We start from the raw sequence: 11,347 nt of genomic DNA on the forward strand, positions 1-11,347 counted from the left end.
CGACCGTCAGCGGACCGAGACGTTGAGTCGGCGGCCGGCGAGCTGTCGCGGCCGGGAGGCGATGACCTCGGCCACGCGCTCGATGGCGCGGGCGGCGGGATCGTCGGGGGCGCCCACGACGACCGGGGTGCCGTCGTCGCCGCCCTGGCGGAGCGCGATGCTGAGCGGCACGCTCGCGATGAGGGGGACGGATTCGGGCTGTCCCTCGGAGAGACGCCGCGCGACCTCGTCGCCGCCGCCGGAGCCGAAGAGGTCGAGCACGGTGCCGTCGGGACCGGCGAGCCCGGCCATGTTCTCGACGACGCCGATGATGCGCTGACCTGTCTGCCGGGCGACCACGCCCGAGCGCTCGGCGACGTCGGCGGCCGCCGGTTGCGGGGTCGTGACCACGAGCACCTCGGCGTTCGGCAGCAGCTGACCGAGGGAGATCGCGATGTCGCCCGTGCCGGGCGGCAGGTCGACGAGCAGCACGTCGAGGTCGCCGAAGTACACGTCGGTGAGGAACTGGTTGAGCGTGCGGTGCAGCATGGGCCCGCGCCAGGCCACCGCGACGGACGATGCGCGCGCGCCCGGCTCGGCGGGCTCGACGAACATGCCGATCGAGATGACCTTCACGCCGTGCGCCACGGGCGGCAGGATCATGTCGTTCACCTGCGTGGGGCGGGCGGCGAGGCCGTCGGCGTCGACGAGCCCGAGCAGGGCCGGGATCGAGAAGCCGTGCACGTCGGCGTCGACGAGGCCGACCGACAGCCCGCGCGCTGCGAGCGCGACCGCGAGGTTGGCGGTGAGCGTCGACTTGCCGACGCCGCCCTTGCCGCTCGTCACGGCGACCACGCGCGTGAGCGTGCCGGGTCCGAACGGGTTGCCGCGGGCGGCCTTGCCGCCGCGCAGGCGCTCGGTGAGGGCGGTGCGCTGCTCGGGCGTCATGACCGTGAGCGTCACGTCGACCGCACCCTCGCCGGCGACGGTCTCGGCGGCCTGTCGCACATCGCGTTCGATGCGGTCGGATGCCGGGCAGCCGACGATCGTCAGCCGGATCACGATGCCCACGCGACCGCCGACGGCCGTGACGGACTCGACCATGTCGAGTTCGGTGACGGGCTTGCGGATCTCGGGGTCGATCACCGACTCGAGGGCGCGGCGCACGGCCGCCTCGAGCACCTGCGCGTCGGGCGAGTCAGCTTCGGGTTGCGGCATCGGCGGCTTCCTCGTCGTCCTTGCGATCGAGTTCCTCGAGCACGGCGCGGAGCTCGGATCGGATGAAGTCCTTCGACGCGAGGTCCTTCACGGCGAGGCGCAGCGCGACGACCTCGCGCGCGAGGTACTCGGTGTCGGCGAGGTTTCGCTCGGCGCGCTGGCGGTCCTGCTCGATCTGCACGCGGTCGCGATCGTCCTGGCGGTTCTGCGCGAGGAGGATCAGGGGAGCGGCGTACGAGGCCTGCAGGCTGAGCACGAGCGTGAGCGCGGTGAATCCGATGGCGATCGAGTCGAAGCGCAGGGGCTCGGGCGCGAACGTGTTCCACGCCATCCAGGAGATGGCGAACACCGAGAGCCCGAGCAGGAAGCCCGGGGTTCCCATGGCGCGCGCGACCCATTCGGTGAAGCGCCCGAAGCGATCCTTGTCGGGGTTTCCTCGGCGGAACCGGGAGCCGCGGCTGCCCTTCGGCGTGTCGAAGCGCCGCTCGTCGGCGGTGTTAACGCGTGCCATCTCCGGCCCTCCTTCCGTTCATCGGGATCGGGATGCTCCCCGTGGTCAGCTGTGCTCGGGCGGTCGCGCGTTTGCTCACCTCGTCTTGGTCTTCGGGATGACTTCGCCAGTCATCGGGCAGCAGGTAGTCGAGGACGTCGTCGATGGTGACGACGCCGACGAGTCGGTGCCGCTCGTCGATCACCGGCACCGACACGAGGTCGTAGCTGGCGAGGATGCGGCTGACCTCGGCGGCCGAGGTGTCGGCCCCGACCGGCTCGAGGCCCTGGTCGATGAGCGTGCCGAGCCGCTCGTGCGGCGGGTAGCGCAGCATCCGCTGGAAGTGCACCATGCCGAGGAACCGGCCGGTGGGCGCCTCGTAGGGCGGCAGCGTGACGCAGACGGCGGCACCGAGCGCCGGCGGCAGGTCGTGGCGGCGGATGAGCGCGAGTCCCTCGGCGACCGTCGCATCGGCGGACACGATGATCGGCTCGGTCGTCATGAGCCCGCCCGCGGTGTCGGGCCCGTAGCTCAGCAGCATGCGCACGTCTTCGGCCTCTTCGGGCTCCATGAGCTCGAGCAGGTGCTCACCGCGCTCCTCGGGGAGCTGGGCGATGAGGTCGGCCGCGTCATCGGGCTGCATGTGGTCGAGCACGTCGGCCGCGCGGTCGTCGCCGAGGCCGCCGAGGATCTCGACCTGGTCTGCCTCGGGCATCTCCTCGAGCACGTCGGCGAGCCGGTCGTCGGAGAGCTCCTCGGCGACCTCCTGGCGGCGCGCGAAGGGCAGGTCGAGCAGCGTGTTCGCCAGGTCGGCGGGCTTCAGCTCGGAGTACGTGGCGATGAGGTGCTCGGCCGACTGCGCCTCGCCGGTGCGGGCGCTCTCGCGCACCTCGCGCCACGTGACGTACGCCGACTGCCCCTTCGAGAAGGGGGATGCGCCCTTGGGCCGGCGCACGAAGAGCTGCTCGACCTCCCACTCGCCGGGCTCCTGCTCCTCGATCGAGACGTCCTCGACCGTGGCCTCGCCCGACCCATCGTTGAAGCGCACCTTGCGGCCGAGCATCTCGGCGATCACGCGCACCTCGCCGCCGCGCTGTTCGAAGCGGCGCAGGTTGATGAGACCCGTGGTGATGATCTGGCCGTTGCCGATCGAGGTCACGCGACCGATGGAGAGGAAGACGCGGCGCTTGCCCGGAACCTCGACGATGAGGCCGACCACGCGCGGCGGATCGTTCTTGCGGTAGACGACGAGGACGTCGCGCACCTTTCCGACCCGATCGCCGGCGGGGTCGAAGACGGCGCACCCGGCGAGTCGGGCGACGAAGACTCTCGTTGCGCTCACGGTACAAACTTAGCCCGTGGGAGGATGGACGGGTGAGCAACCCATCCCCGTTCGGCGGACGCATGGCCCGCGCCTTCCCCACATTGCCGCAGGGCGAGACCGTCGCGAGCTTCGAGACGTACGCCGAGGCGCAGGCGGCCGTCGACGCGCTGGCCAAGGCCGAGTTCCCCGTGAAGGAACTCGCGATCGTGGGCAGCGGCCTCACGAGCGTCGAGCGCATCACCGGAAAGCTCACCTGGGGTCGCGCCGCCACGGCGGGCGCGCTCTCGGGAGCCTGGTTCGGCACGTTCCTCGGGCTGCTCTTCTTCATCTTCGCGCCGTCGCCGTCCTCGGTCGGCATCCTGCTCTCGGCGGTGCTCATCGGCGCGGGCTTCGGCATGATCTTCAGCGTCGTCTCGTACTCCGTCAACCGTCGGCGCCGCGACTTCACGTCGGTCGCCCAGGTGCTCGCGACGCGGTACTCGATCGTCGCCGAGGCGGCGCACATCGAGCGTGCGCGCCAGATCCTGCACGTGACGGATGTCCCGGAGCCGGCGTTCCCGAGCGAGCGGTTCTCGGCGCCCGCCGCCCCGACCCCGCCGCCGTCGGCGTCGACCGCACCGACGGGCGGGTCGATGCCCGGGGCCGCGGTCGCGGCATCCGACCACGCGGCATCCGGCGAACCGGCCGAGGGTGCCGCCGAGGCCGAGGCCGAGGCCGAGGCCGAGGAGCCGCAGGGGCTCACCTACGGCGAGGCGCAGGATGCCGCCCGCAGGGCCGAGCGCGAGCGTCGACGGGCCGGCGGCGACGGCTGAGCATCGGCCCGGCGATGCTGCGAGATCGCTGAATCCGCGCGACCGACGCGAGACTCGCGATATATCGTGTCGCCATGGTGACCGAGCGCGAACTCGCACGCGAGATCGTCGAGGCCGAGCGGCCCGACCGTCCGATCCGGCGGTGGCTGCGCAGCATCCGTCGTCGCATCCACGATCGTCCGTGGCTGCGGCGAACCTACCGCGTGCTCGTCGGCGTGCTCGGCGGCACGATCGCCGTCGTGGGGCTCGCGCTCGTGCCGCTGCCCGGACCGGGCTGGCTCGTCGTGTTCCTCGGCCTCGCGATCCTCGGCACCGAGTTCGCGTGGGCGAAGCGCCTCGCCGCGTTCACGAAGCGCCAGCTGGAGCGCTTCTGGGCCTGGTGGCAGGCGCGCCGCACCGCACGGGCGACCCCGGGCGACGCGGCGTGACCGCCTGACGCGTCAGCGGACGAACCGGCTCGTCGTCACCACGACGAGACGGCCGTCGCCGAGAGCTCGAAGCCGTGGCCGCCGACGGCATCCTCGCACCGGACGCCGTCGTCGGTCGTCGGCTCGCACGACACCGTGCCCACCGTGTTGCGCTCGCCCTCGGCGAGGATCTGCGTCGCCGGCATGCCGGTGCATCACGATCCGATCACGGGCGGGCGGCGCCGCGCACCCAGGCCTCGACCTCGGCCACCGTGCGGGGGATGCCGATCGAGAGGTTCTCGGCACCGTCGGCGGTGACGAGGATGTCGTCCTCGATGCGAACGCCGATGCCGCGGAACTCCTCGGGGACGGTGAGGTCGTCGGCCTGGAAGTAGAGGCCCGGCTCGATGGTGAAGACCATGCCGGCCGCCAGCTCGCCGTCCATGTACATGTCGCGGCGCGCCTGCGCGCAGTCGTGCACGTCGAGCCCCAGGTGGTGGCTCGTGCCGTGCACCATGTAGCGCCGGTGGAACTGGTTCTCGGGCAGCAGCGACTCCTCGGCCGAGACCGGGAGGAAGCCCCACTCGGCCGTCTTGCGTGCGATGACGGCCATCGCCGCGGCGTGCACGTCGCGGAAGACCACGCCGGGGCGCACGACCGCGAACGCGGCATCCGCAGCTTCGAGCACGGCCTCGTAGACCAGGCGCTGCACGTCGGAGAAGGTGCCGTTGACCGGGAACGTGCGGGTGATGTCGGCGGTGTAGTAGCTGTCGACCTCGACGCCCGCGTCGAGCAGCACCAGGTCGCCCGGCACGACGGGGCCGTCGTTGCGGGTCCAGTGCAGGATGGTCGCGTGCGGGCCGGCCGCGGCGATCGAGCCGTAGCCGACGTCGTTGCCGTCGAGGCGGGCGCGGGTCGCGAACACGCCCTCGATGACGCGCTCGCCGCGCACCTCGGACGTGATGCGGGGCAGCTCCTCGAAGACCTCGGTGAAGCCGCGCCTGGTCGCGTCGACCGCGGCGCGCATCTCGGCGATCTCGAACTCGTCCTTCACGAGTCGCAGCTCGGAGAGCACCCGGGCGAGCTCGGCATCGGGCTCGTGCTCACCGCCGACCTCGAGCGAGAACGGCGCGTCGGACGCGTTCGTCGACAGCGCCTCCTCGGCGGCGAAACGGATGCGGGCGTGGTCGACGCGCTCGGTGATCGCGGCGTCGGCCTCGCGCAGGACCAGGGTCGCGGTGTCGACGGCGTCGATGACGCGGTCGAACTCGTCGAGGCCGCGCGTCGGGATGGCGAGGTCGGCCGAGACGTGCGCGAGCGAGGGACGAGGGCCGATCCAGAACTCGCCGATCGCGGGGTTCGCGTAGAACTCCTCGGAGTCCCGGCCGGCGCGCTCGCGGAAGTAGACGGTCGCGACGTGGCCCTCGTGGCCCTCGGGCTCGAACACGAGCACGGCGCCGGGCTCGGAGTCGGAGCCCCAACCGGTGAGGTGGGCGAACGCGGAGTGCGCGCGGAACGGGTAGTCGGTGTCGTTGGCGCGCTGCTTCATGTCGCCGGCGGGCACCACGAGCCGGGTGCCGGGGAATGCCGCCGAGACGGCGCTGCGGCGGCGTGCGGCGAAGGCGGCCTGCTCCCGCGCGGTGGGGAGGGCCTCGTCGCGGGTCGCCCAGCCGCTGCTGATGAAGTCCTTGAACCCCTCGGAGCCGGGGGTCGTCGAGCGGTTCGCGTTGCGGCCCGTCTCGTCGGCGGTCGCCGCTGCCGGGGTCTCGGTCGTTGAGGTGTCGCTGGAGTCCATGCCCCCATTCTCGCACCGACGCCCATGGGCGGCACCTGTGCCGGCGACGGACGGACGCCGTCCGGGCGGGCGTCAGGCGGCCGGCGAGAGGGTCGCGACGACCGGGCGGTGGTCGCTCCCGGCGTCGTCGAGCTCGCCGACGACGCGGAACGCGTCCACCTGCCAGCCGGGCGTCGCGAGCACGTGGTCGATCGGGCTCCCGAGCGCCTGCGGGACGTCGGTCGGCCAGGTGCCGAGCCCGCCGGAACCGGCCTGCACCGCGGCATCCGCGCAGTTGCCGAGGTCGCCGCCGTTCGTGCCGCGTCCGGCGAAGTGGTCGACCGTGGCGTTGAAGTCGCCCGCCATGATGACGTTCTCGCCCGAGCACTGCTCGGCGAGCCAGTCGAGGTCGCTGCGCCAGTTGCGCAGCTCCCAACGGATCGGCGCCACCGCGTGCACGGCGACGATGCGGGGTCCGTCGCCCGACACGGGATCGGCGACCACCGTGGGCAGCGTGTTCGTGTTGCCGGGCGGCCCGGGGACGAGTGCCGACGTGACCTCGTAGTCGCCGAGGTCGGGGGAGATGAGGATCGTCGTCGAGCGCGCCTTGGCGATGTCGTCGAACGCCGCCGTGTGCACCCACATCGGGCTGCCGCCCTCGCGCATCGCGACCGCGACGTCCTCGCCGAGGGGTTCCGTCGTCTCGGGCAGCACGACGACGTCGGCACCCTCCTCGAGCGCGAGGTTCGCGATGGTCGAGGCGTCCGGCACCTCGCCGAGCGTGTTCCACGAGAGCACGGTCACCGATCCGGATGCCGCATCGCCCGCGGCATCCGACGAGCCGAAGCCGCGCACGGCGAGGATGCCCGCGTTGCCGATCGCGTAGAGGACCATGACCGAGGCGAGCCCGAGCGCGACGGCCCGCAGCGGTCGCGCGAAGGCGACCAGGAGCAGGACGACCGCCACCGCGATCGCGCCGACGGCCGCCACGCCGCGCAGCGCGACGACGTGCGCGAACACCCACTGGTTCTGCAGGCCGAGGGCCTGCGGCCAGAGGAGGAGGGCTGCGAGGATCGCGGTGCCGACGACGAGGATCCAGCCGAGGATGCGGGGGAGCATCCCTCCAAGCTAGGGGACGAGTCTGTGGCGGGGCCGCATGCGGGCGGCGTCTTGCGGTCGCGTCGCGCCGCCGCGGCCTAGCATGGTGGGATGGCTTCGTTCCCGGCATCCGTGATCGGCGAGGCCGACCTGCACGTGCACTCGACCGTCTCCGACGGCACCGGGAGCCCTGCGGCGCTGCTCGTCGAGGCCGCCGAGGTCGGCCTGTCGGCGATCGCGCTGACCGACCACGACTCCACCGCAGGCTGGGCCGAGGCGGCCGGTGCGGTTCCCGAGACGGGCGTCGCGCTCATCCCGGGCATGGAGCTCTCCACGCGCGAGCAGTACACGAGCGTGCACGTGCTGGCCTACCTCATCGACCCGTTCGACGAGGAGCTGCTCGCCGAGACCACGCGCATCCGCGAGTCGCGGCTGACCCGCGCCGAGCAGATCGTGCAGCGCATCTCCCGCGACTACGCCCTCACCTGGGACGACGTGCTCGCCCAGACGGCCGTGGGCGCGACGGTCGGCCGGCCGCACATCGCCGACGCCCTCGTCGCGCGCGGCCACGTGTCGACCCGATCGGCGGCGTTCGCCGGCATCCTGCACCCGCGGCACGGGTACGCCCGCCCGCACTACGCGCCCGATCCGCTCACGGGCGTGCGCCTCATCCGCGCGGCCGGCGGCGTCCCGGTCCTCGCACATCCCGGCGCCCGCGGCGCCGAGCACGTCGTGCCGCGCGAACGCCTCCGCGAGCTCGTCGACGCCGGGCTCTTCGGCCTCGAGATCGACCACCCCGAGAACGACCCCGGTTCCAAGCCCCGCCTGCACGCGCTGGCGGCGGAGTTCGGGCTCGCCGTCACCGGCTCGAGCGACTACCACGGCACGGGCAAGCCCAACCGGCTCGGCCAGGAGCGCACGCCCGGCGACGTCGTCGCACGACTCATCGGCGAAGCGACCGGATCGGCGCCCGTCCTGCCGTGAGGCGCGGGGCGTCCTGACCTGCGGTCGACGCCGTGTCGAGTGCGGGCGCGCTCCGAACTGGCCTCGCGCCGGCGCACGAGCGGCCGTCGACGGTCGTGCCGGCGCGGTGCACGGCGGAACAGACGAGGAGCGGATGCCGCGTGGCATCCGCTCCTCGTCTGGTCGTGCTCAGGTCAGGCCTGGGGCGCTCCGCCTCCGGCGGCTCCGGCCGGGCGCGGTCCGCGACGCCGGCGACGACGACGCGGTGCGGCGTTGCCGTCGTGGTGCTCGCTGCCGCCGCCGTCGTGCGTGCCGGCGCCGACCTCGCGGGTCGCGGTCGTCGCGCCCTCGCCCGAGGACTGGACGGATGCCGCGGCGTCGCCGGTGCCCGACGCAGCGGCGGGAACGGTCGACTCGCCGTCGCTGCGACCGCCGCGCGTGCGCTGACGCGAACGGGTGCTGCGCGGCGCGCGAGTGGACTCGCCCTCGCTGCGACCGGCCGTGCTCGACCGCGTCGGAGCGGCCGTGGGAGCGGCCGGCTTCAGGCGGCCCTTGGTGCCCGCGGGGATGTCGAGGTCGGTGAACAGGTGCGGGCTCGACGAGTACGTCTCGGTCGGCTCGGGCTGGCCGAACTCGAGCGCGCGGTTGATGAGCGCCCACTTGTGCAGGTCGTCCCAGTCGACGAACGTGACCGCGATGCCGGTCTTGCCGGCGCGACCCGTGCGGCCGGCGCGGTGCAGGTACGCCTTGTCGTCGTCGGGGATCGTGTGGTTGATCACGTGGGTGACGTCGTCGACGTCGATGCCTCGGGCCGCGACATCCGTGGCGATGAGGATGTCCTTCTTGCCGGCCTTGAACGCGGCCATGGCGCGCTCGCGCTGGTCCTGGTTCAGGTCGCCGTGCACGGCGGCGGCGTTGAAGCCGCGGTCGTTGAGCTCCTCGACCAGCTTGGCCGCCGCGCGCTTGGTGCGCGTGAAGATGACCGTCTTGCCCCGGCCGTCGGCCTGGAGGATGCGCGAGATGACCTCGTCCTTGTCGAGCGAGTGCGCCCGGTAGACGAGGTGCTTGATGTTCGCCTGCGTGAGGCCCTCGTCGGGGTCGGTCGCGCGGATGTGGATGGGCTTGGACATGAACCGGCGCGCGAGCGCGACGATCGGGCCCGGCATGGTCGCCGAGAACAGCATGGTGTGGCGGTTCGCCGGCGTCTGCGCGAAGAGCTTCTCGATGTCGGCGAGGAAGCCGAGGTCGAGCATCTTGTCGGCCTCGTCGAGCACCATCTCCTGCACGTTCTTCAGCGAGAGCAGCCGCTGCGAGGCGAGGTCGAGGAGGCGCCCGGGGGTGCCGACCACGATCTGCGCGCCGGCCTTGATCTGCTCGATCTGGCCCTCGTAGGCCTTGCCGCCGTAGATCGAGACGATCTTCGTCGGGCGGTTCGAGGTCGCCAGCTCGAGGTCTTCGGCGACCTGCACGCACAGCTCGCGCGTGGGCACGACGACGAGCGCCTTCACGCCGGGCTCGGGGTCGTCGCCGAGGCGCTGGATGATCGGCAGGCCGAAGCCGAACGTCTTGCCCGTGCCGGTCTTGGCCTGGCCGATGATGTCCTGGCCCGAGAGGGCGAGGGGGATGGTCTGCTCCTGGATCGGGAACGCGTCTGCGATGCCCTTCGTGGCGAGCGCGTCGACGATGTCGGACGCGACGCCGAGTTCTGCGAATGTAGTCAAGAATCTGCCTGTCGGTATAGCGGTAGGAATGCGCCCTGCTTCTCCTCAGGCGCACGGCTGCGGGTCCGATGCCCGCATGCGCCTCCCAGCTTATCCGAGAGTGGCTGAACGCCTCGGATAGGCTGTACGCGTGGTGTCCTGGATCAGTCGACGCGTGCCGCGTCCCGAAGCGCCGCGACTGCGACCCCGCGTCGCGCCGACCGAGCTGACCAAGGTCGACTTCACGGAGCTCGTGCCCGAACCGGTGCCGTTCCTCGGCCAGGCCGCGTACATCCAGCTGGAGTTCTTCGAGGGGCTCGCGCTCGCCGTCCGCACCGCTCCGACGCTCGGCACCAAGGAGGGCCTGAGCGCCGCCGCCGGGGTCGCCCTCGGCAAGCACCACGACCTCATCGCCGAGCTCCGGCGCATGGACGTCGAGCCCGTCGACGTGATGGCGCCGTTCGCGCCCGCGACCGACCGGCTCCGCCAGGCGTGGACGCATGCCGACTGGTACGAGCTCCTGCTCGCCATCCACGTCACGTCGGGCATGCTCGACGGCTACTTCGCCAGCCTCGCCAACGGGCTCCCCACCGACGTCGCCCGCCGGGTCCGCGCCATCCTCGATCGCGGAGGGGCCGGCTCGGTGCTCGAGGCCGAGCTCGCCGCGGCCATCGCCGAGCAGCCCGGCCTCGCCGACCGGCTCGCCCTATGGGGCCGGAGCCTCGTCGGCGACACGCTGCTCATCGCGCGGTCGGCGCTGCACGCCTCCGAGGCGCGCGGGCTCGACGAGAAGGTCGAGCCGATCTTCACGGAGCTCATCGCCGATCACACGCGACGCATGGACGCCCTCGGCCTCACGGCCTGAGCCGCCTCCCGGCCTGGCTCGGTCGGGTCCTGCACCCGCGCCATCCGCTCCGCGGCGTGGTGAGTGCCGGGCGGGAACACGAACGGACCGCGTCCTCCGTGCGGAGGACGCGGTCCGTTCGAATGCTGCGGGCCGAGGTCGGCGCGCTCAGCGCACCGGGGTCGCGTTCGTCGCGGTGCTCGCGCCGGGGCGTGCCAGCCGCTCGAAGAGCGCGGCATCCGCTCGTTCGCGTCGCGGGCCGATCAGGTACGCCGTCGCGGCGGCGGCGAGGCCGGCCACGACGAAGGAGACGACCCAGATCCAGGCGCCGTCCCAGGCCCACCCGAGCCAGGTCAGCGCGACCCAGACCACGGCTGCCACACCGGCGCCGATCGACGGGATCAGGATGACCCCGTGCGTGTTGCGCAGGGGCAGCAGGTAGCGGGCCGCGAGGCCGAGGATCGCCCCGCCGAGCACGACGAACAGCAGTTCCATGTCAGGCGACGAATCCGACGCGCCGTGCCTCTTCGCCGCTGATCTCGACATAGGCGAGGGCTGCGGCGGGAACGAGGAAGACGGTGCCCTTGGTGTCGACGAACTCGAGCGACTTCGCGTCGCCCGCGAGCGCCGCCGCGACCTGGGACTTGACCTCCTCCGGCGTCTGCGCCGACTCGAATGCGAGTTCGCGGGGGGAGTTCTGAATGCCGATCCGTACGTCCACAGTGGGGGCCTTTCTGT

General features: G+C 72.4%; 13 protein-coding genes. 4 read left to right on the forward strand and 9 right to left on the reverse strand.

Going from position 1 to position 11,347, the window contains the following annotated elements; all coding sequences use genetic code 11:
- Positions 1-6: 6 nt before the first annotated feature.
- Genes ACR3IO_RS11305 through ACR3IO_RS11315 form a run of 3 tightly spaced genes read right to left on the reverse strand, consistent with a single transcriptional unit; the run spans position 7 to position 3,029 of the window.
- On the reverse strand, positions 7-1,197 hold the full coding sequence (locus ACR3IO_RS11305) for an Mrp/NBP35 family ATP-binding protein (RefSeq protein ID WP_434071310.1): 1,191 nt from the start codon (positions 1,195-1,197) through the stop codon (positions 7-9).
- The gene (locus ACR3IO_RS11310) at positions 1,178-1,708 is read right to left on the reverse strand and encodes a DUF1003 domain-containing protein (protein ID WP_434071311.1); all 531 of its coding nucleotides are present in this window, start codon (positions 1,706-1,708) and stop codon (positions 1,178-1,180) included. The genes ACR3IO_RS11305 and ACR3IO_RS11310 overlap by 20 nt, the downstream gene beginning before the upstream one ends.
- Positions 1,695-3,029, reverse strand: coding sequence for a magnesium transporter MgtE N-terminal domain-containing protein (locus ACR3IO_RS11315; RefSeq protein WP_434071312.1), 1,335 nt, complete (start codon positions 3,027-3,029; stop codon positions 1,695-1,697). Before ACR3IO_RS11315 ends, ACR3IO_RS11310 begins: the two co-directional genes overlap by 14 nt.
- A gap of 32 nt (positions 3,030-3,061) precedes the next feature.
- Between ACR3IO_RS11315 and ACR3IO_RS11320 the strand changes: the two genes are divergently transcribed.
- Positions 3,062-3,823, forward strand: coding sequence for a general stress protein (locus tag ACR3IO_RS11320; RefSeq protein ID WP_434071313.1), 762 nt, complete (start codon positions 3,062-3,064; stop codon positions 3,821-3,823).
- Between the two features lie 74 nt (positions 3,824-3,897).
- The gene (locus ACR3IO_RS11325) at positions 3,898-4,251 is read left to right on the forward strand and encodes a TIGR02611 family protein (protein ID WP_434071314.1); all 354 of its coding nucleotides are present in this window, start codon (positions 3,898-3,900) and stop codon (positions 4,249-4,251) included.
- A gap of 35 nt (positions 4,252-4,286) precedes the next feature.
- Here ACR3IO_RS11325 and ACR3IO_RS11330 read toward each other — a convergent pair whose 3' ends face one another.
- From ACR3IO_RS11330 to ACR3IO_RS11340, 3 genes are all read right to left on the reverse strand, one after another.
- Positions 4,287-4,436, reverse strand: coding sequence for a hypothetical protein (locus ACR3IO_RS11330; RefSeq protein ID WP_434071315.1), 150 nt, complete (start codon positions 4,434-4,436; stop codon positions 4,287-4,289).
- A gap of 20 nt (positions 4,437-4,456) precedes the next feature.
- Positions 4,457-6,025 carry an aminopeptidase P family protein gene (locus ACR3IO_RS11335; protein WP_434071316.1) on the reverse strand — a complete coding sequence of 523 codons (1,569 nt, stop codon included), beginning with the start codon at positions 6,023-6,025 and terminating at the stop codon, positions 4,457-4,459.
- A 72-nt stretch (positions 6,026-6,097) separates the two neighbouring features.
- Positions 6,098-7,123, reverse strand: coding sequence for an endonuclease/exonuclease/phosphatase family protein (locus ACR3IO_RS11340; RefSeq protein WP_434071317.1), 1,026 nt, complete (start codon positions 7,121-7,123; stop codon positions 6,098-6,100).
- A gap of 90 nt (positions 7,124-7,213) precedes the next feature.
- On the opposite strand from ACR3IO_RS11340, the gene ACR3IO_RS11345 reads away from it, so the two are divergent.
- Positions 7,214-8,086 (forward strand): PHP domain-containing protein, encoded by an 873-nt coding sequence (locus ACR3IO_RS11345; protein WP_434071318.1) that lies wholly within the window; start codon positions 7,214-7,216, stop codon positions 8,084-8,086.
- Between the two features lie 173 nt (positions 8,087-8,259).
- On the opposite strand, the gene ACR3IO_RS11350 is transcribed toward ACR3IO_RS11345, so the two are convergent.
- Positions 8,260-9,786 carry a DEAD/DEAH box helicase gene (locus ACR3IO_RS11350; protein WP_434071319.1) on the reverse strand — a complete coding sequence of 509 codons (1,527 nt, stop codon included), beginning with the start codon at positions 9,784-9,786 and terminating at the stop codon, positions 8,260-8,262.
- 130 nt (positions 9,787-9,916) lie between these two features.
- Here ACR3IO_RS11350 and ACR3IO_RS11355 point away from each other — a divergent pair, with 130 nt between their 5' ends.
- On the forward strand, positions 9,917-10,630 hold the full coding sequence (locus ACR3IO_RS11355; RefSeq protein WP_434071320.1) for a ferritin-like fold-containing protein: 714 nt from the start codon (positions 9,917-9,919) through the stop codon (positions 10,628-10,630).
- A 147-nt stretch (positions 10,631-10,777) separates the two neighbouring features.
- On the opposite strand, the gene ACR3IO_RS11360 is transcribed toward ACR3IO_RS11355, so the two are convergent.
- Together ACR3IO_RS11360 and ACR3IO_RS11365 are read right to left on the reverse strand one after the other, a co-directional pair.
- On the reverse strand, positions 10,778-11,104 hold the full coding sequence (locus ACR3IO_RS11360; RefSeq protein ID WP_434071321.1) for a hypothetical protein: 327 nt from the start codon (positions 11,102-11,104) through the stop codon (positions 10,778-10,780).
- A 1-nt stretch (position 11,105) separates the two neighbouring features.
- Positions 11,106-11,330: a DUF3107 domain-containing protein gene (locus ACR3IO_RS11365; protein WP_434071322.1), complete on the reverse strand. Its 225-nt coding sequence runs from the start codon at positions 11,328-11,330 to the stop codon at positions 11,106-11,108.
- Between the last annotated feature and the right edge of the window lie 17 nt (positions 11,331-11,347).

The organism is Agromyces sp. Marseille-Q5079 (assembly GCF_051016555.1).
In the GTDB taxonomy this organism is placed as follows: domain Bacteria; phylum Actinomycetota; class Actinomycetes; order Actinomycetales; family Microbacteriaceae; genus Agromyces.

Excerpts from the sequence above, each read along its gene's own strand:
- ACR3IO_RS11360 (WP_434071321.1), bottom strand. The coding sequence starts at position 11,104 with ATGGAACTGCTGTTCGTCGTGCTCGGCGGGGCGATCCTCGGCCTCGCG.
- ACR3IO_RS11345 (WP_434071318.1), top strand. The coding sequence starts at position 7,214 with ATGGCTTCGTTCCCGGCATCCGTGATCGGCGAGGCCGACCTGCACGTG.
- ACR3IO_RS11310 (WP_434071311.1), bottom strand. The coding sequence starts at position 1,708 with ATGGCACGCGTTAACACCGCCGACGAGCGGCGCTTCGACACGCCGAAG.
- ACR3IO_RS11335 (WP_434071316.1), bottom strand. The coding sequence starts at position 6,025 with ATGGACTCCAGCGACACCTCAACGACCGAGACCCCGGCAGCGGCGACC.
- ACR3IO_RS11340 (WP_434071317.1), bottom strand. The coding sequence starts at position 7,123 with ATGCTCCCCCGCATCCTCGGCTGGATCCTCGTCGTCGGCACCGCGATC.
- ACR3IO_RS11330 (WP_434071315.1), bottom strand. The coding sequence starts at position 4,436 with ATGCCGGCGACGCAGATCCTCGCCGAGGGCGAGCGCAACACGGTGGGC.
- ACR3IO_RS11325 (WP_434071314.1), top strand. The coding sequence starts at position 3,898 with ATGGTGACCGAGCGCGAACTCGCACGCGAGATCGTCGAGGCCGAGCGG.
- ACR3IO_RS11305 (WP_434071310.1), bottom strand. The coding sequence starts at position 1,197 with ATGCCGCAACCCGAAGCTGACTCGCCCGACGCGCAGGTGCTCGAGGCG.